Consider the following 25085-nt stretch of genomic DNA (forward strand, 5'->3'; position numbering starts at 1 on the left):
AAGCTATTCTTTTGGATTATAACCTTATTCTGTCTTTTATATTTGCGACTGTAGCCTTGTCCTTTTCTCCAGGTCCAGATAATATTTACGTATTAATGCAAAGTATTACTAACGGTCGTAAATATGGACTCGCCACGGTTTGCGGTTTAATTTCTGGTTGTTTATTACATACCACGTTAGTAGCGTTTGGTGTGTCGGCCATAATTAAAGAAAGCGATACTTTATTTTTTGCCATCAAAGCTTTAGGAGCTTTGTACTTATTATATTTGGCTTATAAAGTCTATAAAAGCGATGCTAAAGTCTCATTAGGTAGTGCGGCTGTCCCTAAAAAAAGCTTGGGGCATTTATATAAGCAAGGGGTGATCATGAATGTTTTAAATCCTAAAGTCTCTATTTTCTTTTTGGCTTTTTTTCCAGCTTATTTATATAGTGATACCATAAGCACGGTGACGCAGTTTTATGTTTTGGGATTGATTTTTATGGCGACTTCATTTATTGTATTTGCATTAATCGCAATTTTAGCCGGTTTTATTTCTGATTATTTAAAACAAAGTAAAAATATCGGGTTGGTTTTAAAGTGGTTACAGATTGTAGTCTTTATTGGGATCGCGATTTTTATATTCCTTTCAGAAAAATAACCTACTTTTATACAAGAATTTAAATCACAAATGTTAAACCAGGTTAAAGTTATAGAATGTCCAAGAGATGCCATGCAAGGCATTAAACAGTTTATACCTACAGCACAAAAAATACAATATATCCAATCTATACTTCGTGTCGGGTTTGATACTATTGACTTTGGTAGTTTTGTATCGCCTAAAGCTATTCCGCAAATGGTAGATACAGCAGAGGTCTTGTCAAAATTGGATTTAAGTCAAACGACTAGTAAATTATTATCTATCGTAGCAAATTCGCGTGGCGCAGCAGAAGCTTGTACACATCCCGAAATTGACTATTTAGGCTATCCGTTTTCTATCTCAGAAAATTTTCAAATGCGCAATACACATAAAACGATAGCGCAATCTATAGTATTACTTCAAGACATTTTAAACCAAGCAGACGCAGCTAATAAAGAAGTTGTTGTTTATATATCGATGGGCTTTGGTAATCCTTACGGAGATCCTTGGAATGTGGATATCGTTGGAGAGTGGACGGAGCGTTTAAGCAAAATGGGCGTTAAAATCTTATCTTTAAGTGATACTGTTGGGACCTCTAATCCGGAAAATATAGAGTATTTGTTTTCTAATTTAATTCCGCATTATAAGGACATCGAGTTTGGTGCACATTTACACACCACACCAGATACATGGTTTGAAAAAGTAGATGCCGCTTATCTGGCAGGTTGTAAACGTTTTGATGGCGCCATCCAAGGTTTTGGTGGTTGTCCTATGGCTAAAGACGATCTTACCGGTAATATGCCAACCGAGAAAGTATTGTCTTATTTAACAGCTAAAAAGGTTAATAATTTAAATGCCATGTCTTTTGAAAGTGCTTATAATGAAGCCTCTAAAATCTTCAAAGCTTACCATTAATTCTTCTTTTATATTTACTTTCAATTAAATTGAAAGAATTTTAACGCTATTTAATTAGTTGTTTTTCAGAGTTTTAGTTTGTTTCTGTTGTTTTTATTTGAATTTAGTCTAAATAAACTTGTGTGCGTTAGTTTTCATTTTTATTTTTGCATCAAAATTACAAGTCTATTTGTAATTGGTCTAAATAATAATAAGAACAAAATAATATAATAAATGAAAAAATTAGCATTCGGATTAGCAGCATTAGCCACTTTAGCTTTAACCTCATGTTCTAGTGACGACGATGGAGGAAATGTAACACCGACCAATGGTGTAACAGCTCCTGATACTTATACTTTTGAGAGAAGCGGAAACACAAGTGTTAGTTTTAGTGGTCAAACAACACGTCTTCAGATGGCACAAGAGATTGTTTCAGGTTTAGTAAATACAGCTAATACAGAAGCTACTTTAGATGCTATGTTTGCTCATGAAGAAGGTGCAAACGATTTTTCTGATGCCGATTTAAATGCTTCAGATAAAAGCGTGAGAAGTAAAACAGCAGCTTCTACAGATTTTTTCTCTGCCAATACAACAGATGCAGCAAGTATCAAAGCGACGTTTGATGGGTATATCGCAAATCAAGTGACTGAAGTGTTTCCAAATTGGGCAACTATTGCTACTGCAGGTTTTGCTGGGCAATTGCAACAAGCAGGAGGTGGATCTACACGCTATATTAATGCAAAAGGGTTAGAGTATAACCAAGCGTTTGCAAAAAGTTTGATTGGTGCATTAATGACAGATCAAATTTTAAATAATTATTTAAGTACAGCTGTTTTAGACGCAGCCGATAATGTCGCAAATAACGATGCTGATGTTTTAGATGGTGATAGTAATTATACAACAATGGAACATAAATGGGATGAAGCTTATGGTTACTTATACGGTAGCGAATTAAATCCTGCAGTACCCGTATTAGAAGCTGATAAATTTTTAAATGAATACTTATCTAAAGTAAATGATGATGCTGATTTTTCTGGTATTGCTTTAGTCGTTTACAATGCTTTTAAATTAGGTCGTGCTGCAATTGTAGCTAAAGATTACGATTTACGTGATGAGCAAGTTGCCATTATTAGAGAAAAAATCTCTATCGTTTTAGCAGCTAGAGGGATATACTACTTACAACAAAGTAAAAACAATTTAGATACAGATAAAGCATCAGCATTTCATGCATTGTCAGAAGCTTATGGATTTATTTACAGCTTACAATTTACAAGAAAGCCTGGTACAACTGAGCCTTACTTTACAAAAACGGAAGTAGAAGCATTGACAAGTCAGTTAATGGTAGGTAATGGTTTTTGGGATATTACTCCTGAAACTATCGATTTAATCTCAGATACAATATCTGCAGAGTTTGACTTTACAACAGCGCAAGCAGGAAGTTAATAACTAAGTACATTTAAAATAGTAGTCATTTTTTATAAATGGCTACTATTTCTTATTTTTGCAAATTGAAAATAAAATTGATAATTATGAAAAAGTTAGTTTACATATTTACTGTTATGTTATTTATTGTTGCTTGTTCAGGATCTGATGATTCTAATAGCGGTAATGGTACTCCTGACAATTACAATAGAGTTGCCATGCAAACGAACTTAGCAGATAATGTAATTATTCCAAGATTTCAAGATTTAAAATCTGGATTAGAAACTTTAGCGACTATTGGTGATACTTTTACTGCAGCACCAGATCAAGCTAGTTTGGATGATTTAAGAGCTGCTTTTGTTAGTGCGTATAAAGACTGGCAATTAGTAGAGGCCTTTAATATCGGTCAAGCCGAAGTTATGCTTTACGGTTTTCAAATGAATGTATATCCAACAAGTACATTAGATATTGAAGAAAATATAGCCAGTGGGACTTATGATTTGTCTGCGGTTGGTAATAATGATGCTGTAGGTTTTCCAGCTGTAGATTACATGTTACATGGTATAGCTTCTACAGATGCAGATATATTGATAAAGTATGCAGATGCAAATTACAGAACATACTTAACAGATTTAATTGCAGAAATGAATAGTTTAACACAAACTGTGTTATCAGACTGGACTACTAATTATAGAGCTGTTTTTGTAAACAGTACAAGTAATACAGTGTCTAGTGCAGTAAATAAGTTTATAAACGATTATATTTTTTATTTTGAAAAAGGTTTGCGTGCTAATAAATTTGGTATTCCTGGAGGTGTGTTTTCTACAGATCCTTTAGCAAATAAAGCTGAAGCAATTTATAACGGAACAATCTCTAGAGATTTAGCCCTTATAGCTTTAGATAATGTTCAGAATATCTTTAACGGTAAAGCAACAAGTACCTCTCCAATAGGTGAAGGTTTTAATAGTTACTTAATTGAATTAGATAGAGCAGATTTAGCATCATTAATTAATGATAGAATGGATGCTGCTAGACAAAAAATTCAACTTTTAAATGCAGATTTGAAAACACAAGTTGAGACAGATAACACTAAAATGACAGAGGCTTACGATGCTTTACAGTTGGTTGTAGTCTCTTTAAAAGTGGATATGTTACAAGCTTTTAATGTAAGTGTTGATTATGTAGATGCAGATGGAGATTAAATATAAATATCACTAATTTATCAAAGGTTGATTGTAATACATCAACCTTTTTTTGTAACATGAATTTTAGCCTAAAAACATATCTAAATAAAACTACGGATGCAGTTCCTTTGACGGTGTTCAGGATTGGCTTTGGAATAATGATGTGTTACGGCATGCTTCGTTATTGGTTAAAAGGATGGATTGAAACGGTATATATTCAACCAAAATTTCATTTCAAATACTATGGTTTTGAGTGGGTTGAAGTTTTAGGTAATTACACGTATTTATTATTCTTAATATGTGGTCTATCTGCCATTTTTGTAGCTATTGGTTATAAATACAGACTAGCAATAATTACTTTTTTTCTCAGCTTTACTTATATAGAGTTGATGGATAAAACGGTATACTTAAATCATTACTATTTTATAAGCATACTTAGCTTTTTAATGATTTTTTTACCCGCTAATCAATACTTTTCATTAGACAGTTACCAGTCAAAAATCAGCTATAGAACGATCCCTAATTGGACGATTGATTGTATAAAATTACTATTAGGTATTGTTTATTTTTATGCAGGATTGGCTAAAATAAATAGTGATTGGTTGCTCAGGGCGCAACCACTAAAAATATGGTTACCTTCTAAATACGATTTACCTTTAATAGGTAATACGTTAATGCAGCAAGAGTGGTTTCATTATGCAATGAGCTGGTCAGGGATGTTGTATGATTTGTTAATTCCGTTTTTCTTGCTTTACAAAAGGACACGTATTCCGGCCTTTATACTCGTTGTTTTCTTCCATGTGTTTACACGTATTTTATTCCCTATTGGCATGTTTCCGTTTGTTATGATTGTTAGTGCGTTAATATTTTTTGAGGCACCATTTCATCATAAAATAATACATAAAATCAAGAGGTTGCTTGGCTTTATTTCCGCGACAGCGAAACCTATACAATATAAATCAGCATACACTGTAAGGTATAGTAAGTTAGTGCTACCAATAGTAGGATTATTTTTTGTGTTACAACTGTTACTTCCATTTAGGTATTTACTATATCCAGATGAATTGTTTTGGACAGAGGAAGGCTACCGTTTGTCATGGCGAGTGATGTTGATGGAAAAAATGGGTAATACTACATTTAAAATTATAGACAAAAAGGGGAACTCGTTTTTGGTTAATAACTCAGATTTTTTAACGCCTTTGCAGGAGAAGCAAATGAGTTTTCAACCTGATTTTATATTAGAATATGCACATTATTTAGGTGACCATTTTACAAATCAAGGCCATAAAGGTGTTCAAGTCTACGCTAAAAGTTATGTGGCTTTAAATGGACGATTAAGTCAATTATTTATTGATGAAAGCGTAAATTTGTATCAAGAAAAAGAATCGTTTAAACATAAACACTGGATTTTACCATTTACAGATGAAATTAAGGGACTATAATCTATTACTATTACTGATGTTATCTGCGTTTAGCATGTTAGCACAGCAGCAAATTTCTGGAACGATTACTAATCTTCAGGGGGCTACACTTGAAAATGTAGGCGTTTACGATAAAACCTCAGGCTTGCTTACCAAATCAGATGCTAATGGGGTCTTTACATTTGAAACAGACAAAGCGACTTTAATGTTGACTTTTTTTAATTACGAATATCAAGTATTGGAGCAAACAATCAATACAAATGTACAACAGGATATAAAGATTACCTTATCTCCCTTAGCTGAAACCACACTGTCTGAAGTAGAAATTACGGTTAGAAAAGCAAAATTATTTAGTTTAAAACAGTTAAATGATGTGGAAGAAACTGCTATTTATGCGGGGAAAAAGACTGAAGTGGTGCTAGTAGACCAATCTATGGCTAATTTAGGAGCCAATAATGCAAGACAATTATACAGTCAAGTCGCAGGATTAAATATTTATCAAAATGATGATGCAGGATTGCAGTTAAATATTGGTGGTCGTGGTTTGGACCCTAACAGAACCGCTAATTTTAATACGCGTCAAAATGGTTATGATATTAGTGCCGATGTGTTAGGTTATCCTGAGAGTTATTATACGCCAACAGCAGAAGCTTTACAAGAAATACAAATTGTAAGAGGGGCTGCATCTTTACAATACGGGACACAATTTGGTGGTTTGGTCAATTTTAAAATGAAAACACCAAATACAGAAAAAGAATTAGAGTTAATTACCAGAAACACAGTGGGAAGTAATGGCTTATATACCAACTTTACTAGTGCCAGTGGTACTAAAGGTAAGTTTAGCTATTATACGTTTTTTAATTACAAAAAAGGAGATGGGTTTAGAGACAATTCAAATTTTGAATCTAAGAATTTTTATGCCCATTTAGGGTATCAGTTTAATGAAGATACAAAGCTGGAAGGAGAAGTAACCTATTTAAGGTATTTAGCGAAACAAGGCGGCGGGTTAAACGATGCTATGTTTGAAGAGGATCCATACCAAAGTAATCGTGCACGTAACTGGTTTCAGGTAGATTGGTTGTTGTATAATTTAAAACTGTCGCATCAATTTTCTGAAAACACCAATTTTACATTTAATGCTTTTGGATTAAATGCTTCAAGAAATGCGTTGGGATATAGATCTAATCGTGTGGATCAAGCGGATAGTAATGGTGTCAGAGATTTAATTAAAGGTGAATTTGATAATTTTGGTTTTGAAACTAGAGTATTAACGAATTATAGTTTGTTTGATAAAAAGTCGATTGGACTGCTTGGTGTCAAATTTTATAAAGCAGAAAACACTTCAGAACAAGGTCCAGGTAGTGCTGGTTCGGACCCTAATTTTGATTTTCAATATGATACGTTTCCTAATTATTCTAATCAATCAAGCTACACTTACCCTAACTTAAATTTAGCTCTGTTTGGAGAAAATATTGTGTATTTAAATGATAAATTATCTATTACTCCTGGTTTTAGATTTGAATATATTAATACCCAAAGTGATGGTTTTTACAGACAAATCAATACCGATGGAGCAGGTAATGTCATTTTAAACGACTATACAGAAGATGACTTAACTAGAGAGCGTTCATTTGTGCTTCTAGGCTTAGGTGCAAGTTATAAATCAAGTCAGACGTTTGAGGTTTACGGAAACCTATCTCAAAACTACAGATCAGTAACTTTTTCGGATATCAGCATAAATAATCCAGCGTTTATAATTAGTCCTGATATCGATGACGAAAGTGGGTTTACTGTAGATGGAGGAATACGAGGTAAACTCTCTAATAAAGTGTCTTATGACGTTAGTGGTTTTAGCTTATTTTATAATGATAGAATAGGATTTATACAACGTGTTTTAGCCGATACAAGTATTAAAACCGAAAGAGGAAACGTTGGAGATGCTATGATGTATGGTATTGAGAGTTTGGTAGAATTTAATTTAGAAAGTCTACTGCTTAAAAACGAAGATTATATTTTTAATTACTTTGTCAACTTTTCATACGTAGATTCAGAGTACACAAGGTCTGACGAAGTGGGAGTAGAAGGGAATAAGGTAGAGTTTATACCAAACTATAATTTTAAAACCGGAATTAGATTGGGATATAAAGATTTTTTATCTAACATTCAATACACGTATTTGTCGTCTCAATTTACTGATTCTTCAAATGCAATCGACGGTAATTTAAGTGGTGTTATTGGAGAAATACCGGCTTATGATGTATTAGATGTGTCTATGTCTTACAAATACAAACAATTTAAGCTAGAAGCAGGAGTCAATAACCTTTTAGATACGGCCTATTTTACAAGGCGTGCTACTGGATATCCTGGCCCAGGAATTATCCCATCGGCTAACCGAAATTTTTATGCGACTTTAGAGATTAAGTTTTAATTTTCCAATCTATTTTAAAACAGTCTAAATACAAACTATTGTTTATCAGTGGTTTTGAGTCGGTTTTAGTTTCCTGTTTTCTTATATTAGAGATATATTAACCTAAAAAAAAGGAAATTATGTCGATAAGAATAGGAAATAGTTGTGTGAATTGTGAAAACTTAACTACTGACGAAGTCTGTAAAGTACATGCTGTTAAAGTCAGTGATAATTATACTTGTGATAGCTTTGAAATGAAAGTTACACTTAAAAATGATCCTAATTGTGGGACTTGTGCTCGTTATGAATCTACAAGCTGTGCGAATCCACAAAAAGCTGCACCAAATATGCTATGCGCGCATTGGGCGCCACAAAATGCTCAGGCTTAATTTTAATTATAGTAAATAAAAAAGCCCACTTTTAAAGTGGGCTTTTTTATTTTTAATCACCATCATTATCTGTGGATGTGATAATGATGGATAAAATACTTCTGACATCAACACTAAATAATATGCCTAGTGCATCAAGTTCAGTGTGTAAATGTGCTACTAAATCAGGATGAGACGTTATGGCATCAAATAAAGGTACAGGGATCGCATCAATAGCGTTTTGTACGTCTTCAATTTTATTTTCTACAGCTTGATTTAAGTCGTTGTTTTTAATGACATGATAAACATAGTCATCAATACCAATGCCTGCAGTATTAAAATACACGTTTTTTACACTATTAATATTTTCTTTTAAAATAGTTAATGATAAACTACTAAAATAAGCTTGTGTTAGTTCTGGATTGTTAATTTGTGAATTTTCTAAACCTGCAGGTTTTCCAATTTTAGTTACCTTTCCTGTATCTATTAAATTATATAAACCGTTATATAATCTATTAAACGAATCTCTAATTCCCGTGTCGTTATTATCAATAAAAGTTGTAGCGTAATTACCTGGACTATTCCAAAGACCTAGAAGTCTTTCTGATTGTGATTTTAAATCTAAGGCTGTGTATTTTAAATAGTCTTGTCTTTTAACATCATCTACAAATTGAGTATTTACAGTATTAGAATCTGCGTTAAACAACAAATACTCTAAAGCTGATAATGTTTTAATTTGTGGACTTTTAGTCGCTAATAATTCTTCAGTAATGGCATCGTTGTCATTAATAACATTTTCTAAAGCACTAGGTAGTGTTGGCCAATTGTATAATGCTAAATGCATAAATTGATCCCTAATAGTACCAATATTAAAAGCATATATATTGGCGTACGCTTTAGCTGTAATTTTCAATTGGTCCTTTGTAAGATTAAGATTGGCTTCTGTTAAAGTGTTTAAATACGTTACAATAGTTGTATTTAATGTATTGCTCTCAGTTTCAAAATTAGCGACACTCGGTAGTATTTGATAATTTGTAACATCTTCTAAAAGTCCCATAACATTAAATGCTACATCTTCTTGTTGATCATCATCACTATTACAACTTAATGCAAATAGACAAATTAGTAATAAGGCTTTATATATGTTTTTCATAATTATAATGAGTTTACAAAATCAATTAACTGTTGACGTTTTTCAGCAGATAAATTTTTGAAGTTCTGTTTAATAGTTTCAGCTTCTCCACCATGCCATAAAATAGCTTCTTCTATATTTCTAGCGCGACCATCATGCAATAGGTTGGTGTGGTTATTGACGGTTTCAATTAGACCAATTCCCCAAAGCGGTTGTGTTCTCCATTCGTTTCCGTTGGCATTAAAATCGTCTCGATTATCAGCTAAGTCGTCTCCCATATCATGTAATAAAAAATCAGAATAAGGTTTTATAGTGACATTTTTTAGAAATTCGCTTTCTGCTTCAGTACCTGTTGTTTGGTTTATGGCATGACAACCAATACAATTTAACTCGTTAAAAATAAGACGCCCTTGTTGTACATCTTCATCTAAATAATTACGACGATTTGGAACGGCTAGATGTGCTTGGTAAAAGATCACTTTATCTAATTGGTCGTCCGTAACTTCTGGAGTACCTCCATTAGGCGCATCAAAGCAATCTTGTTGAGGCGATGGACAGTTTTGTTCAGAAAAAATTGACGTTGTTAACCCCATATCACCATGAAAAGCACCAGCAATTTGTTGTTTTAATGTTGGTGCATTGGCTTTCCAGCCGTATTTACCGACTTCAGTGGTGTTAGTTTCGTAGTTATATACAAAATTAGCACGACCAGAAATACCATCATTATCACTATCATTACTATCTTCAAATTTAGTGATTTCAATATCTGGTAAAGCAGATATTAAACCTAAACCAATCGTTTGTTGACCAATTCTAGGCGAGGTGTTGACCCCATCCAAACTTCCAAATTGTTCGTTTTCAAACGTATAAATAGGGTTTTGTAATTGATAGCTTGTTCCGTCAGGATAAGTCCCTTCTATAGTTTGATAGTTAACAATAACTTTGGTTTCATATTGTATACCATTATTAGCTAGGTCTTGTAGTTGTAAACCATAACCAGGGACAGGAATAGCATCTCCATTTGCATCTTGTCCATTTAAACTAACACGCATTAAAAAACCACTAGAGTTTTGCCCATTTACTAAAGGTTGCCCGCGACCATCTTTAAAATGGCAGTTTGCACACGCACGAGCGTTAAACGTTGGACCTAATCCATCTCTAGCTGTTGTAGACGCCGGAGAAGAAACCCATGTTTGATTAAATAAAGAGTGTCCAGTTCCAAATTTAGCTTGTTCTTGAAAGGATAATCCATCTATTTCAAATCCAAAAGCATTTCCGCTAGTAGAGTTAACACCTAGTGCACCAGTTAATAATTCTTCTCCATCAATATACCCATCTAAAGGGGTTTGAATATCGATATAATTATCATCATTTTTGCAGCTTATTACTGTCAAAATAATTAGACTAAGTGTTAATAATTGGTATTTCATTATGTACATATTTAAAACAGAAAAAAATCTCGAAACTTAATTCGAGATTTTTAAATCATTGTATTTTTTAATCAATTATAGGTTAATTCCTATAGCTGTTGCAGATGCGCTGATTTCGTCTGCCCAGTCTTGAAGAGCCACAACGCTTTGCATAACTACACCAAAATTAGAATCTGTTGGGCTTTCTAAGGTTATTAAATAATCAAATGGTTGAGCGTTATTAGCAATAGCATTTACTTTTTCCATTGCATTTTCAGCAGCAGCTTTTAAAATCGCTGCTTGAGTAGGATTAGCTTGTTTTACTAAATCATAAAAAGAAGCACCACTAACAGTACTATATTCACCAAAAATCACATTGTAAACTCCTTTTGCATTAGCATAAATATCACGATGTGTGTTGTCACTAAAACAAGAATGTTCGTCTTCTTGACCTAATCCACCAATACCACCGGTAGAATCTACAGGAACAATCATACGTTCAGAGCTTAACTCGTCACCAGCAATAAAAAAAGCTCCATTTATTAATTGTTTAAGTGCAACATCTTGATCTAAGCTTTCAAAAACAGCTCTGTATGTTCCTCCAGTAGCCCAAGTTGTTGTTAAAGCATTTAAATCGCTAACTAGTAAATCGGTTGCTGTTTGTAAATATAAAGCGCGTCTGTCTGCATGATCAGCAGTTGTATAATCGGTAAATGCTCTTGTTCCTGGTAAGTCGTCCACTGGCATTGTGTTGTCTTGTCCCCAAAGTAAAAACTCAATAGCGTGCCATCCAGTACTTATAGACTTTACTTGCTCCACGTTAAAACCTTCATTGTAATTTGCAAGAGTAGCTTGATCAATGGTAATAGTGTCGTCACCTATAATACTGTCGTAATCGTTAGCATATTCCTCTGTCCCAGCAGCAACATAGTCGATATAACTTTCGTCTATGGGCCAAGCATTCATTTGTCCCTCAGTCCCTAAAGACCAAGTTTCAGTATCTGTATCAACAGGTCCATCAGCTTCTCTAAAGGCTTCTGTTAATCCGTAAAATTCTCTTGCATCTAACCAGGCTTGCTTAGCAGCAGTAAAACTGTCTTCAGAAGGAGTAGCTATAAAATCTTCAATAGCTGATTGCATATCTAAAGCACTGTTGTAGCTATCTAAATAGGTTTGATAAACTAAGTTACCATAAGTTGCAGTCACATCAGATTTACTAACTGCATTTACGTCTTCTGTAATTGTATCATCATCATTATTACATGAAAATATAGATAAAGATAATCCAAGTACTAATGTGGTTTTAAAAAAATTGGTTTTCATTTGTTGTTATTTAGACTTAATAAAAATAATAGCGCAAATATATTTTTAGATTCAATACAAAACAAGTTATTTAGAATAAATCTTAATAAATAATTTAGGATTGTGTTTATTGGGTTTCAAATCAGTTGTTTTAATTGTAACTATTTTGGATTCTATATCATAAAAAACGTTATTAATAGCATAATTATATATATCTTTACTCGCAATTAATTCCAATTGCAATGACAGCACACGAAAATAAAATAGTAGGCGAAGGATTAACTTATGATGACGTCCTTTTAGTTCCTGCTTTCTCAGATGTTCTTCCTCGCGAAGTCAACATTCAATCAAAATTTACTCGCAACATTACCATTAACGTACCAATAGTTTCTGCAGCTATGGATACTGTTACAGAAAGTCAAATGGCTATTGCCATGGCTAGAGAAGGTGGTATTGGTGTGTTACATAAAAACATGACTATTGAGCAACAAGCGATTAAAGTACGTAAAGTAAAACGTGCGGAAAGTGGTATGATCATAGATCCTGTAACGTTACCAATGACAGCAGTTGTAGCGGATGCTAATAATGCGATGCGTGAGCATGGTATTGGCGGTATTCCAATTGTAGATGCGGACGGCATGCTTAAAGGGATTGTAACCAATCGTGATTTACGTTTTGAACATGAAAAAAGTAGGCCAATTGTTGAGGTTATGACTAGCGAAAATCTAGTAACAGCACCAGTGGGAACGTCTTTAAAAGATGCCGAAAAAATATTACAACAACATAAAATTGAAAAGCTTTTAATTGTTGAAGGTAACAAGTTAGAGGGTTTAATCACCTTTAGAGATATTACTAAAGTCACACAGAAGCCCATAGCAAACAAAGATACTTTTGGTCGTTTACGTGTTGCAGCAGCCATAGGAGTTACTGGAGATGCAGTAGCGCGTGCTGAAGCATTAGTAAATGCTGGAGTAGATGCTATAGTTATTGATACAGCTCATGGCCATACAAAAGGTGTGGTAAATGTGTTAAAAGAAATCAAGAAAAAATTTCCAAAATTAGAAGTTATTGTAGGTAACATTGCAACAGGAGCAGCAGCTAAATATTTAGTTGAAGCAGGAGCAGACGCCGTAAAAGTTGGTATTGGACCAGGGTCTATTTGTACTACTCGAGTTGTTGCAGGTGTTGGTTTTCCTCAATTTAGTGCCGTGTTAGAAGTAGCAGCTGCAATAAAAGGAAGTGGTGTACCTGTAATTGCAGATGGAGGGATTAGATATACAGGAGATATTCCTAAAGCATTAGCAGCAGGGGCAGATACGGTGATGTTAGGCTCACTATTAGCAGGAACAAAAGAAAGTCCTGGTGAAACTATTATATATGAAGGACGTAAGTTTAAATCGTATAGAGGTATGGGATCTGTTGAAGCTATGAAGCAAGGTAGTAAAGACCGTTATTTCCAAGATGTAGAAGATGATATTAAAAAACTTGTACCAGAAGGTATTGTTGGACGTGTCCCTTACAAAGGAGAGCTATACGAAAGTTTACACCAGTTTATAGGAGGTTTAAGAGCAGGTATGGGGTATTGTGGTGCAAAAGACGTTGCTACTTTACAAGATACAGGACGCTTTGTTAAAATTACCGCTTCAGGTATTAATGAGAGTCATCCACACGATGTCACTATTACTAAAGAAGCACCAAACTATTCTAGATAAGCTTACCGTTTATATTATATAAAAAAGCACAACCATTTGGTTGTGCTTTTTTTATGCTGTTATATGTGAATAGTAAATGAAGCGTATGACTATTCAAGTTATATTTTAAACTACAGTTTTGCGGTCATCACCGTAGGTTGGTCACTTAAAATTAATAATAAATCAAGTATTTATAGAAGCCAAAAAACTCTCGTACGACAGCGTATAAGTCTCTCAATTCAAAATAGTCACAATGTACCCCTTTAACATTAGCAATTCCAACTTGTTTAAAGGCTAGTTTACAACGAGTAACATGAAAGTATTGGCTTACAATGATAACAGAAGTTTCTGAAGGGTAATCTCTCACAAAATTAAGAGCAGTATGTCTCGTATTTATACCATTATTATCGATTGTAATTAATTTTTCTGGAACTCCTTTAGAGACTAAGTAATCTGCCATTACGGTACCTTCATAAAAGCCTTCTTTACCTAGGCCACCACTAACATAAAGTTTTCTTACTTGGGCGTCTGAATATAATTGATAGCCTCGGTCTAACCGAGCTTTAAGTTTTTTAGATAAACTACCGTCTAAATTAACTTTAGATCCCAATATCACCGCAATATTAGTTTTTGTATTATTATCATCAATTAATCCATCGGTTATGATTACAATCTCGTGTATAATAAATATAAGGCTAACTAAGATTAATAATTTTTTTAGGGTTGGTTTCATTAATACAATACTGCGTGTTGTTTCTTATTTTAAGTGTTGTAGGAAGTTAAATAACTGATTATTTTATCTTATACTACTTAAGGGTTTACATCAATTTAACCAAGTTAATAGATTTTATTGAAAGGTGCTATATGTATTAAAAAGGCGCTGATTGATAAGTTTTATGCACTTATGATTTAGATACTACTTTTATAATTCAATACATGAATTATTTTCTATAATTACTTAATTTGACAAAGTTATATTGTCATCTGTTCTTAGACAATCAACATTTAAAGGTGTTTGAGAAGGATAGACTGTAATAGTGTTATCAGTAAAATTACTATTAATAGGATCTGCGTAAAATAAAAGCCCATGCTCTCCTATATTTGCATCAATTTCATTATGAATTATCAAGTTTGTCATCGTCTTTATTACATGAAGTAATAAATAACAAACTAAATATAAGTAATTTAATTATGTTTTTCATTTCGGGAGTTATTGGTTTTTAATTATTGGTTGTGCTTTTTTGTTTGGAAACTATTATGGGCATTGTTGCATTTCAGTATTTCTTTTTTTTATCTGAAAAAATACTGCTTCAAGTAACATTATTCAAAGTCAGTTTTCAACTTATCTAATTGATTTTTTATTTTATTCCACATTTTGTTAGTATCAGCATTCATAATCTCTATGATTTCTCCGTTATTGAGTCTTAATTCTATATAAGTATTACTTCCACAATAGGTACTTCGGTCTTTTCCACTTTTAATTTTTTTAAAAGAGTTAATAGTAATATTATTTAGTAAATTATTCCAATTTTCAATAGAATTTATTTTTGATGTTTTTTCAATTCCTTTTTTTTTATCGGTATTTTTTCTAAATTTTATAATAGAATCTTTTGTTATGTAATAGTGGTCAGTTGCAGATCTTTTACCTCCTTCATTTCCAAATGATATGGTAGTAATTTCTGTATTTTGAGCATTGATTGTGTTTGACACAAAACTCAATAGTATTAATAATATCATTTTCTTCATTTTCTTTCTGTTTTGTTCAACCCGCAATATTAAATACAACGTGATTTTATAAAAATAGTTGTGGTCTTATGTACGAGAATTTTTTACAGCAAATTTAGAAGTAGCAAAAACGCACTTTTCTTTCCTTTTACAATTACGGGCTTCTGTTTTTCGTATAAGTTATGCTTTTTAAAGATTACTAAAATTCTAATCTTAATTATTAGTGATTTTTGTTAATACTCTGGATGATCGTAATTTTCCTTTTTTACTATAGTTTTCACTTTTAACAATGCCAATACCTTTGACATACCATTCAATTCCAGAACCTCTAAATTTGATAATCCCTATGCTGAAAACATAATCAAAAGATACTTTATAGCCATCAAAAGTCCCTGCTGTAGTGGTCAAAGCATCAATTGCTAATATCTTTCTGTTTAGTACTCTTATGGTTGCAATGGACGCTGCACTGGTCTCGTCTCCAATAGCTAAATCAATATTACCATCTTTTAAAACAGTACCAACCTCCATATTATCTGGAAACTCTAAGAATTCACCAGTGCCTTTAACTTTAAAAGCATTCGTGTTATCTTTATTTTGCAGAGAAGTGTAATTTGACATGTCGACATAAAAATCACCATTAATACATTTTAAAATGTATTCTTTAGCATCTTGGTTTTCTATCGATTTAATATGAATCGTTAGATTGCCATCCTCATTTGCTACAGATTGTATAGTGTGCCTTTCAACAGATCGTTCTTTACCTTTTTTATTATAATTAGTATACTCTAAAGTCATACCTTCCTTATAGGGAGATGTCTCTTCACATGTTTGCGCATAGATGTGTTGAGATAGTAATAGTAATATTAAAAGATTTAGTACTTTATTCATGATTTAGATGTACTAATTTTAGTTTGGTTTAAAAAATAATACTGGAATCCAAAGTTAATAGGTTTGTTTTGTGAATTCAAACTTAATGTATTGATAATTAAGTTTTTTAAAAAAAAGAATGTACGGTTACTTGTTATTATTGTTTTATGTCAGTTTTAAAATATTTGTAGGTTTTAATCCATGTTTTATTTTGATACACTTTTTCACTTGCTTTAATAATACAGGTATCCATGTTGCTCCATCTGATAGCTTCTACTTTCCAATCTTGAGAGTGGTAGCTTTTATATTCAGATAAATAATTATTGACCTCTGATTTTGCTGACGCATTTACTTTTATTAAGCTTATAAAGGATTCACTTTCGCTATACATAAGGTTGTAGTAATATATCAAATAGTCATTGTTGGGAGAGGGGATAGGTTGTTGTACTTCGCCATCACCAATAGATATCAAGTTGTATTGGTAATTTGTAATACTATCAATTAAAATAAATTGGCCAAAGCCCAATCCTCCCGAAGTAAAACTATTTGTAATAGCATAAAACTTAAATGCAGGATAGTAGCCTATAAATTCAGAGCCACTCCAACCACCATTTTTACCATAATCCTTATAAAATTTAAATTGGTGTGTTTCTTTTTTTGTTTTAATAAAGAAGTGGGAGTCATCTTTTTCTATTTTGGTTAATTGAGAAGGGGGAATACTATCTGTTTTGTAAAATTCAACTTCAGTTATTGCTGTGAATTTTAAACTTGGTAGTTTTTCAAATGTATCAATATGTCCTATGTCCTTATAAGGATTTTTCCATTTAATATAGGCATCAAAAATATAACCATACCGATGGTTAGCATGTATGTTGGGGAGTTGTTTTAGCTCGACTTTAATCCACTCGCCAGAAATAGTGTTTTCTCCATCTTTAATAGTTTCTACTATATCTGTATTACTATTGTTAATGTCTAGTTTTAGTTCATATTTAAAAGGGAGCACACCTAGTTTTTTAGCATTAGAGTCAGGTGAGACTCTTATGTTTAAACCCTTTTTAGCTGTTACTATATAGGTGTCTTGACCATAGGTTGTCAATGTAAATAGTGAGGTGATCAGTAATAGTGTTTTAATTGCTTGCATTATTTTCTGTTTTTGCTAAAGCCTCGTATATCATAAATTTAATCTTCAGGAATTGAGAGGTAAAAGTCAGTGTTACTTAGTTGACTTGGGATTAACTTTTCTTTAAACGTTTCTATGTCATTTAATCGTAAGGAATCTTTCATCGCTTTTTGCTCGAGTATTGATTTTTTTATGGTCTATACAAGGTAAAATACTAATTAAAAGCAAGAGGGTTAATAAGTATTTACACATCTTGTTCTCTTAATATTTGATTGGTTTAATTTTACTGCAAATTACAATTTAATACATTTGACGTCATGAAAAAACTAAACATAGTATCACTGTCGTTATTTTTTATTCTAATTAGTCTTCAATTTGTATGTCCTATTAATCTTCATATAAACGATAAAGTCGCACTATGTATCTTATTTTACTATTTAGCATTACCGATTGTTAATTTAATCAAGAAAACGGGGCTAATGTGGTTTTTAGTTAGTCTTATTCCAATAGTTATTTGTATTTATCTCTTTTCTTTAGTCTTGACTACTGCGGGGAGTGTTTAACAGTAATAGATTTATTATCATAATTTTAATTTTAAGCCCACCACATGTTGCTAATTCATAACAAGAGTAATGTCTTCATTCCTGTTTTTTAAGCATTAAAATAATTAATTTTAAACTATTGATATGTTGAATGTTAGAACCTGTTGTTTTTATATTTCATTTAAAACAAACATTTTTGATGCAGAAGCTTAAGTGTTAATTTTACTATAAAGCATTCTATTTACAGCATAATTTTTTCTATTTTCAAGCTAACATACCATTAGAGGGATAACTCTAAATTATACTAATAGAAGCATCAGAATTTAGCATGGAAATTATCGGAAATATTATAAAAGGGGCTATTAATTTGAAAGGCGCGTTGACACCAGAGGTCAATCCTATAGAAGCGCAAGAAAAGGTACTGCATAGGTTATTAGAAACAGCTAAAGATACCTTATTTGGTAAGCGGTATAATTTTGAAGCTATTATAAATTCCGAAAACCCTCAAATTGCTTATACTAAGGCTGTTCCTTATTTTGATTATAATCAAATTAACGACCAGTGGTGGTCTCAATTACATGATGGGATTGAAAATGTAACGTGGCCTGGAAGTCCATCGTATTTTGCTTTAAGTTCTGGGACAACAGGAAAAACCAGTAAACGCATACCGGTCACAGACGCGATGTTAGATGCTATAAAGCAGGCCGGAATAGATCAAGTCACAGCACTTAGTAATTTTGATTTACCTGCCGAGTTTTTTAGTAAAGAAGCTATGATGTTAGGAAGCTCTACGGATTTAATAGAGAAAGACGATCACTTAGAGGGGGAAATTAGCGGAATAACAGCTAGTAATATTCCATCTTGGTTTAAAGGGTTTTATAAACCAGGAGAAGACATCGCGAAAATTGATGACTGGGATAAGCGTGTTGCTACTATTGCGAAGCGAGCAAAACAATGGGATATTGGCGCTTTAAGCGGAATTCCATCATGGATGGAACTCATGTTAAAAGCAGTTATTGATTACCATCAGGTAAAGACTATTCATGATGTTTGGCCAAACCTGCAAGTTTACACTTCTGGAGGCGTTGCTTTTGGACCTTATAAAAAAAGCTTTAATGCGTTATTAGGCAAGCCTGTAACCGTTATTGATACGTATTTAGCATCCGAAGGTTTTTTAGCTTTTCAAGCTAGACCAGAAACTGATGCTATGCAGTTAGTCACAGATGGTGGCATCTATTTTGAGTTTGTCCCTTTTAAACCAGAATATATTTATTCTGATGGATCTTTAAAACATGAAGCACCAAGTGTTACTTTAGAAGGTGTAGAATTAAATCAAGACTACGTCGTAATAATAAGTACTGTAAGTGGTGCTTGGCGTTACTTAATTGGTGATACAATTGAGTTTATTGATATTGAAAGCGCAGAAATTAAAATTACTGGGCGTACTAAATTCTTTTTAAATACGGTTGGTTCGCAATTATCTGTTAACAAACTAGATGATGCTATTAGACATTTAGAAGATACTTTTAAAACTATTATTCCTGAGTATACATTATGTGCCAAACGTTTTGATGATGGCTTTTATCATAGTTGGTATTTAGGCTCTGAAGGTTTAAAAGAAGACAATGCTACGATTGTAAAAGCTTTAGATCAATTTTTGAAAAGCGCTAATAAAAATTATAAGGTTGCTAGAGGTAAAGCTTTAGAAGGCGTAAAAGTTGAGGTTATTGATACAGAAGTATTCTCTGAGTGGAGTGGAGCGAATAAGAAAAAAGGAGGACAAGTTAAAATGGAACGTGTGATGGGGGAAGATAAATTTAAAGATTGGGAAGCATTTGTCGATAAACACTAGGATTTGGATAGTTTAGCGTCCCTTTGATTAATAATTTCCATGATTTCTTCGGGAGACAAATAATATTTTTTAATTCTTGCAATATAGGATGGGGCTATATTAGATTGACTTAATATAAAGTCTTTAGTTTTTAAGATGTAGTCTCCCATTCCAGATTGTACCGCGTACGTATCTGCAGCGCGTTCTGCAGTTGCAATATGGTTATCTGATAATAGATACTTTATACCAAACCACATAAGGTTGAGGTTGCTTCGGTTTTTGTAATCCATAACGTGACCTAATTCATGACCAATCCAACCAATTAGTACCTCTTTGGGCATGTCTTTAGTATAGTAGACATCACCAGAAATCTTTACAGTTTCACTTATAAAAATGTTATACGATCGCTTTCCTTTTCGTTTTAGAAAACTGCCAGCAGTGGGTTGTGCTTGCATTGTCGATTTTTTTATAGTCTTCTTGAATTTAAAATTGATTGGCGTGTCTTTTAATTCAGGGTAGTAAGACAGCGCAATTTTAATTTCGTCTTTAATAGTTTCAGGTCGTGTAGATTGTGGATACAATGTTTGTGTCATTAGTAATAGTAAAATTAGTTTTAGTGTCATGTCTTATATAAGATAGTAGTTATTAAGACACCACAAAACCATTTAACTTTTTAGTATTATTTTTTAACAAATAGTAATGAGATAACAAATTAAAAAAAAGCACACCAGTTAAGTTATGCCTTTTTATGCATTATTTAATCTTATTTTTATCTAAAAAGAGTAGTATATGTTGCGCTATTTGTCTAGTTTTTTCTTCAGCTGCAAAATGACCCGCATCCAAAAGATGGAGTTCTGCATTTGGTAAATCTTTGAGGTAAGCTTTGGCGCCATTCGCATTAAATTTTAAATCTCTTTTACCCCAAACAATTAGCGTCTTCGGTTGATTTTCTTTTAACATGTTTTGCCATTTCTGGTAACTTAATAGATTAGTGTAGTAATCTTGAAATAGTTGTACCTGAATCTCTCTATCCTTTTTAGAGTGTAAGAAAGACAAATCATGTGTCCATGCATCAGGACTTTGAATGTTTAGATTCGTGCTATCTAAATCAAATAAATACTGTTTGTTAATTATGGCATCTTCCCCTGTTAAACGGTATAAGAAATCATGCTGTTCCTGAGAAGTATCAGTTTGCGCTGTTTTAAAAAAATGTTGCCTTTTGGGAGTTAATCCTTCTAAATATGCATTGGCGTTTTGAACGATTAATGCAGTAATTCTTTTAGGGTTTTTCATCATCATTCTATAGCCAACAGGAGCCCCAAAATCTTGCATATACAGCACATAATGATCGACTTGTAGTGCATTAATAAGCTTTTCTGTATAGTTAGCCAATACATCAAAAGTGTACGTAGTGTGTGTAGGATCTAAATGTGTACTATAGCCAGAGCCTAGATTGTCAGGAGCAATTACATGGTAATGGGTTGCTAACATCGGTATTAAGTGTCTATAAGAATGTGATGAGGAAGGGTAACCATGTAACAGTACTATTGTAGGGTTGTTTTTATCACCTGCTTCTCTATAAAATAGTTTGACACTATCTATTTGTTTATAGTTATAAGTGGTAGGGGGTGGCAAAAAGAACTGATTTTTATAAGTGTCAGCAGTACTGTCGTTTGCCTTATTACACGACAATAAAGCGCCCGTTAAAAATAAAATGAGTACTAGCTGTTTCATGGAAGACCTGTTATTTATAAATTTTAAGATGTAGTAGATTAGACGTGTTTATTTGCTAAGCTTTCGCATAAAACTTCTAATTTTTTTAATGATAGCGTCTCCATCTTCTTCTAAAGCAAAATGACCGGTATCGTAAATGTTATAATCAATATTTTTTACGTCCTTTTTAAAGGCTTCAGCACCGCTTTCAGGAAAGAAAGCATCATTTTTACCCCAAACAATTAATAATGGGGGCTGATTATCCCTTAAATACTGTTGCCATTTTGGATATAATGCCACGTTATTTTGGTAGTCATAAAACAAATCTAAATTCACGGCGTGTGCATTTGATCTAGATAGTCTTAAATAATCTAAATTATAACTATCCGGATCTACAGTTTGTATATCTCTAACACCATGGGTGTATTGCCATTTTAAACCATCCAAAGAAAAAGCCGGTAATAATGCCTCTTCAGTCTGTTTCGTTCTATTTTTCCAGAGTGCTCTAATACCTTTCCATGCGTCTCCTAAACCTGCTTCGTATGCGTTTCCATTTTGATTAATTATTGCTGTAATTCTTTCTGGGTGAGCGGTAGCGAGTCTAAAACCAATAGGTGCACCATAGTCTTGAATCATTATAGCATAAGAATTAATATTCTTTTGTTCTAAAAAGGCATTGACTGTTGTTGCTATATTATCGAAAGTGTATTGGTATGTTTTAGCATCAGGAAAGTCACTATTTCCAAAGCCCGGATAATCTGGAGCTATTAAATGGAATTGATCTGCTAATTGCTGTAATACTTTTCTATATTGATAAGATGACGCTGGAAAACCATGTAATAATACTATTGTAGGATTCTCTGGATTACCAGCTTCTCTGTAAGCTATATTGACACCATTTATGGCTAAGGTTTTATATTTTACAGTCCAGTTGTTATTTTGGATCAAATTTGTTGTACTATCCATTTTAGATGTATCATTCACTTTACACGAGCTAAAAAGGACAAGGACACTTAATGCAATTACTATATTTTTCATGTTTTCAATTTTTATGACAATAAATAATCAATAGAAAGCCATAAATAATACTAAAATTAATTTATGACTTTCTATTCTTTTTTTTAATTTCTACCAGCCATTACACCACCATCGGTATCCCAAATAGCACCAGTAACCCAAGCTGCTTTGTCAGATAGTAAAAACAAGATGCTATTAGAAACATCTGTTGCTTCTCCAAAACGTCCAATAGGATGAAAACCATTAAAACCAACTAGCGCTTTATCGGCAGCGTCTTTACCACCAAAAACACCGTGGTAAACAGGCGTGTTTACTAACGCGGGAGAAACAGCATTAACACGGATATTGTCTTCTGCAAGCTCCATTGCTAAATGCTTAGTTAAGGTATGTAAACCCGCTTTTTGCATAGAGTATGCTGTAGATGGTGTTGCTTTTACAGCTTGTTTAGCCCACATGGATCCGACATTAACTATGGCGCCCCCTTGGGTAGCTTTCATTTTTTTAGCAGCACTTTGCGTTATAAAAAAGAACCCTCTATTTAAATCTAAATAAGAATTATAATCCTCCATAGTATGGTCTAAAAATGGTTTAGGTCCAAATATTCCAGAAGCATTTACTAGGTAGTCTAAATTGTCTAATCCATTGATGCTTTCTATTAAGCGTTCTACTTCTGTAGTGTTAGAGATATTTACAGTATGCTTAATTAAATTTGGAGCATCACCAATTTTAGCGGTATTTCTACCCACAACATGTACGATTGCGCCACTTTCTAATAGTGCATTTGTTGTAGCGTTACCAATACCACTTGTTCCTCCAATAACTAAGGCTACTTTGTTTTCAAATTCTTTCATTTTAATTTATTTTTATTTATTTTTAATATTAGACAGACAGGTCTGTCTTTTGTGTGTCAAATTTTTTTAGGCTAATATTAAGCTACACAAGTATTTCGATTCTTTTATAGGCCAATCGGCTTGGTGTAAGTGGCTTTCGCCTACAGCGCTTTCGTACAATAGATAAATCTGTCTAGCTAGAGACTCGGTTTGCGTTTTGTTAAGAGGGGCTAGGTTATTGGTAATTAACGAAGTAATTAACTGAATAAACTCGTTTTTTTGAGACTGGATTTCTGTTCTAATGCGTTCGTTATCTTTTGGTATCTCAGCCACCGTTTTGATACACCAACAACCATTAAAATCTTTATTCATAAAAAACTGATTTAGAAAATCGAAAATAGCTAGTATTTGAGCTTTTCCTTTAGTTTTTGTACTCGCAAAATCTTCAAGATCTTGTAAAAAGTTTATGTTTTTAAATTGAAGGTATGCCAAGCAAATGTCTTCTTTAGATTTAAAATGATTATATAATGTGGCTTTTGCAATTCCTGCTTCCGAAATAATCTCATTGATACCTGTTAAGTTATAACCATTCTTATAAAATAATAAAGAGGCCGTTTCAATAATTCTATGTTTTACTTCAGAATGTTTCATGTGGCAAATATATAACATTTTATTAAAAATAGACAGACTTGTCTATTTTTAATAAAATGTTAGTTGTTATTTAACAAATAGGGTTTTGTTAAACCTTAGGATTGGTGAGACTAAAATCCATTTTTAATGGTGTGTTTTTTAAAGCCTTTGTCCATTGCTTTGTACAAAAAGTTGTGTTCTTAGATAGTGTTAGTCATAAGACTAAACAAAATGTATATAGGTTATGACAGCTTTTTCAACGCTTCAATAATCTCATCAGGTTCTGCACGTGTTCTATAATCCACATTAACATAATGCCATGCAACAACACCGTCATTAGCCACAATAAATGTCGCAGGAATAGGTAATATGCTAGCATTACCATTATTGATTTTTTCTAAATCAAGATGGCGATCTACGCGCATATGATCCATCAAAAAATCTGGGACTTCCCATGCAACTCCATATTGTGTCGCAACTGTTGCATCTTGGTCTGACAGTACAGTAAATTCCATTTCATTAATTTCATTTTTTGTTAATGATCCATCTGGTACTTGTGGACTGATAGCAACTAATGTAGCACCCAAAGCATGGATATCGTCTAGTTTGGCTTGCAGAGCTCTTAATTGTAAGTTGCAGTAGGGACACCAACTCCCGCGATAAAAAGTGACGACCACAGGGCCTTTTTCTAACAAGGTTTCTAATGTTATTAATTGTCCTTCAGGATTAGGCAGTTCAAAACTTGGCGCTTTTTCTCCAACTTTAATAGCATCATCTCCTTGTTGAAAGGCTTTTGCTTTATTAATAATAGCATCTACGCCTTTCATAAAGTCCGGATTAGCTTGTCGTCCTGCTGCAATTTTAGCGTCAGTTTGTTCTTTTAATGTTTTCATTATTTTCTTTAATTTTTGCTTGATAATAATGTGCTATCTTATTCTTTTTTACCCATATTTTAAATTTAAT

The 25085-nt window shown here is 33.0% G+C and carries 23 protein-coding genes; 9 read left to right on the forward strand and 14 right to left on the reverse strand.

The genetic code is table 11. The features are described 5' to 3' along the window. The first annotated feature begins 11 nt into the window (after nt 1-11). From H0I26_RS08920 to H0I26_RS08950, 7 genes are all read left to right on the forward strand, one after another. The gene (locus tag H0I26_RS08920) at nt 12-638 is read left to right on the forward strand and encodes a LysE family translocator (protein WP_218701905.1); all 627 of its coding nucleotides are present in this window, start codon (nt 12-14) and stop codon (nt 636-638) included. A 30-nt stretch (nt 639-668) separates the two neighbouring features. Next, nucleotides 669-1532 carry a hydroxymethylglutaryl-CoA lyase gene (locus H0I26_RS08925; protein WP_218701906.1) on the forward strand — a complete coding sequence of 288 codons (864 nt, stop codon included), beginning with the start codon at nt 669-671 and terminating at the stop codon, nt 1530-1532. Between the two features lie 213 nt (nt 1533-1745). Continuing rightward, nucleotides 1746-2954 carry a DUF4856 domain-containing protein gene (locus tag H0I26_RS08930; RefSeq protein WP_218701907.1) on the forward strand — a complete coding sequence of 403 codons (1209 nt, stop codon included), beginning with the start codon at nt 1746-1748 and terminating at the stop codon, nt 2952-2954. Nucleotides 2955-3040: 86 nt separating this feature from the next. After that, nucleotides 3041-4135 (forward strand): imelysin family protein, encoded by a 1095-nt coding sequence (locus H0I26_RS08935; protein ID WP_256935308.1) that lies wholly within the window; start codon nt 3041-3043, stop codon nt 4133-4135. Nucleotides 4136-4194: 59 nt separating this feature from the next. Next, on the forward strand, nt 4195-5559 hold the full coding sequence (locus tag H0I26_RS08940; RefSeq protein WP_218701908.1) for an HTTM domain-containing protein: 1365 nt from the start codon (nt 4195-4197) through the stop codon (nt 5557-5559). Then, on the forward strand, nt 5540-7966 hold the full coding sequence (locus H0I26_RS08945; protein ID WP_218701909.1) for a TonB-dependent receptor domain-containing protein: 2427 nt from the start codon (nt 5540-5542) through the stop codon (nt 7964-7966). Before H0I26_RS08940 ends, H0I26_RS08945 begins: the two co-directional genes overlap by 20 nt. A 119-nt stretch (nt 7967-8085) precedes the next feature. After that, nucleotides 8086-8334, forward strand: a complete 249-nt coding sequence (locus tag H0I26_RS08950) for a hypothetical protein (protein ID WP_218701910.1) — start codon at nt 8086-8088, stop codon at nt 8332-8334. A 52-nt stretch (nt 8335-8386) separates the two neighbouring features. Here H0I26_RS08950 and H0I26_RS08955 read toward each other — a convergent pair whose 3' ends face one another. From H0I26_RS08955 to H0I26_RS08965, 3 genes are all read right to left on the reverse strand, one after another. Next, nucleotides 8387-9466, reverse strand: a complete 1080-nt coding sequence (locus H0I26_RS08955) for an imelysin family protein (RefSeq protein WP_218701911.1) — start codon at nt 9464-9466, stop codon at nt 8387-8389. Nucleotides 9467-9468: 2 nt separating this feature from the next. Beyond that, a complete protein-coding gene (locus H0I26_RS08960; RefSeq protein ID WP_218701912.1) occupies nt 9469-10875 on the reverse strand; it encodes a di-heme oxidoredictase family protein in 1407 nt (468 codons plus the stop codon). Between the two features lie 75 nt (nt 10876-10950). Then, complete coding sequence (locus H0I26_RS08965; RefSeq protein WP_218701913.1) at nt 10951-12177, reverse strand: imelysin family protein; 1227 nt, start codon at nt 12175-12177, stop codon at nt 10951-10953. 221 nt (nt 12178-12398) lie between these two features. On the opposite strand from H0I26_RS08965, the gene guaB reads away from it, so the two are divergent. Beyond that, a complete protein-coding gene (gene guaB / locus H0I26_RS08970) occupies nt 12399-13868 on the forward strand; it encodes an IMP dehydrogenase (protein ID WP_218701914.1) in 1470 nt (489 codons plus the stop codon). Between the two features lie 151 nt (nt 13869-14019). On the opposite strand, the gene H0I26_RS08975 is transcribed toward guaB, so the two are convergent. The 5 genes from H0I26_RS08975 to H0I26_RS08995 form a co-directional block, all read right to left on the reverse strand. After that, complete coding sequence (locus H0I26_RS08975) at nt 14020-14580, reverse strand: YdcF family protein (protein WP_218701915.1); 561 nt, start codon at nt 14578-14580, stop codon at nt 14020-14022. 225 nt (nt 14581-14805) lie between these two features. Next, nucleotides 14806-14985 carry a hypothetical protein gene (locus H0I26_RS08980; RefSeq protein ID WP_218701916.1) on the reverse strand — a complete coding sequence of 60 codons (180 nt, stop codon included), beginning with the start codon at nt 14983-14985 and terminating at the stop codon, nt 14806-14808. A gap of 182 nt (nt 14986-15167) precedes the next feature. Then, complete coding sequence (locus H0I26_RS08985; protein ID WP_218701917.1) at nt 15168-15593, reverse strand: hypothetical protein; 426 nt, start codon at nt 15591-15593, stop codon at nt 15168-15170. Between the two features lie 192 nt (nt 15594-15785). Then, on the reverse strand, nt 15786-16460 hold the full coding sequence (locus H0I26_RS08990) for a hypothetical protein (protein ID WP_218701918.1): 675 nt from the start codon (nt 16458-16460) through the stop codon (nt 15786-15788). A 136-nt stretch (nt 16461-16596) separates the two neighbouring features. Next, a complete protein-coding gene (locus H0I26_RS08995) occupies nt 16597-17580 on the reverse strand; it encodes an SH3 domain-containing protein (RefSeq protein ID WP_218701919.1) in 984 nt (327 codons plus the stop codon). Nucleotides 17581-18429: 849 nt separating this feature from the next. On the opposite strand from H0I26_RS08995, the gene H0I26_RS09000 reads away from it, so the two are divergent. Then, nucleotides 18430-19953 (forward strand): GH3 auxin-responsive promoter family protein, encoded by a 1524-nt coding sequence (locus tag H0I26_RS09000; protein WP_218701920.1) that lies wholly within the window; start codon nt 18430-18432, stop codon nt 19951-19953. Here H0I26_RS09000 and H0I26_RS09005 read toward each other — a convergent pair. The 6 genes from H0I26_RS09005 to H0I26_RS09030 all read right to left on the reverse strand — a co-directional run bounded on the left by H0I26_RS09005 (nt 19950) and on the right by H0I26_RS09030 (nt 25015). Next, nucleotides 19950-20555: a hypothetical protein gene (locus H0I26_RS09005; protein WP_411268244.1), complete on the reverse strand. Its 606-nt coding sequence runs from the start codon at nt 20553-20555 to the stop codon at nt 19950-19952. The genes H0I26_RS09000 and H0I26_RS09005 overlap by 4 nt on opposite strands. Before the next feature lie 130 nt (nt 20556-20685). Next, nucleotides 20686-21666, reverse strand: coding sequence for an alpha/beta fold hydrolase (locus H0I26_RS09010; RefSeq protein ID WP_218701921.1), 981 nt, complete (start codon nt 21664-21666; stop codon nt 20686-20688). A gap of 48 nt (nt 21667-21714) precedes the next feature. Beyond that, on the reverse strand, nt 21715-22683 hold the full coding sequence (locus tag H0I26_RS09015; protein ID WP_218701922.1) for an alpha/beta fold hydrolase: 969 nt from the start codon (nt 22681-22683) through the stop codon (nt 21715-21717). Between the two features lie 83 nt (nt 22684-22766). After that, on the reverse strand, nt 22767-23513 hold the full coding sequence (locus tag H0I26_RS09020; RefSeq protein ID WP_218701923.1) for an SDR family NAD(P)-dependent oxidoreductase: 747 nt from the start codon (nt 23511-23513) through the stop codon (nt 22767-22769). 66 nt (nt 23514-23579) lie between these two features. Continuing rightward, nucleotides 23580-24143, reverse strand: a complete 564-nt coding sequence (locus tag H0I26_RS09025) for a TetR/AcrR family transcriptional regulator (protein WP_218701924.1) — start codon at nt 24141-24143, stop codon at nt 23580-23582. A gap of 221 nt (nt 24144-24364) precedes the next feature. Next, nucleotides 24365-25015, reverse strand: a complete 651-nt coding sequence (locus tag H0I26_RS09030) for a peroxiredoxin-like family protein (RefSeq protein WP_218701925.1) — start codon at nt 25013-25015, stop codon at nt 24365-24367. Nucleotides 25016-25085: the final 70 nt, after the last annotated feature.

This window comes from Olleya sp. HaHaR_3_96, assembly GCF_019278545.1.
Taxonomy (GTDB): domain Bacteria; phylum Bacteroidota; class Bacteroidia; order Flavobacteriales; family Flavobacteriaceae; genus Olleya.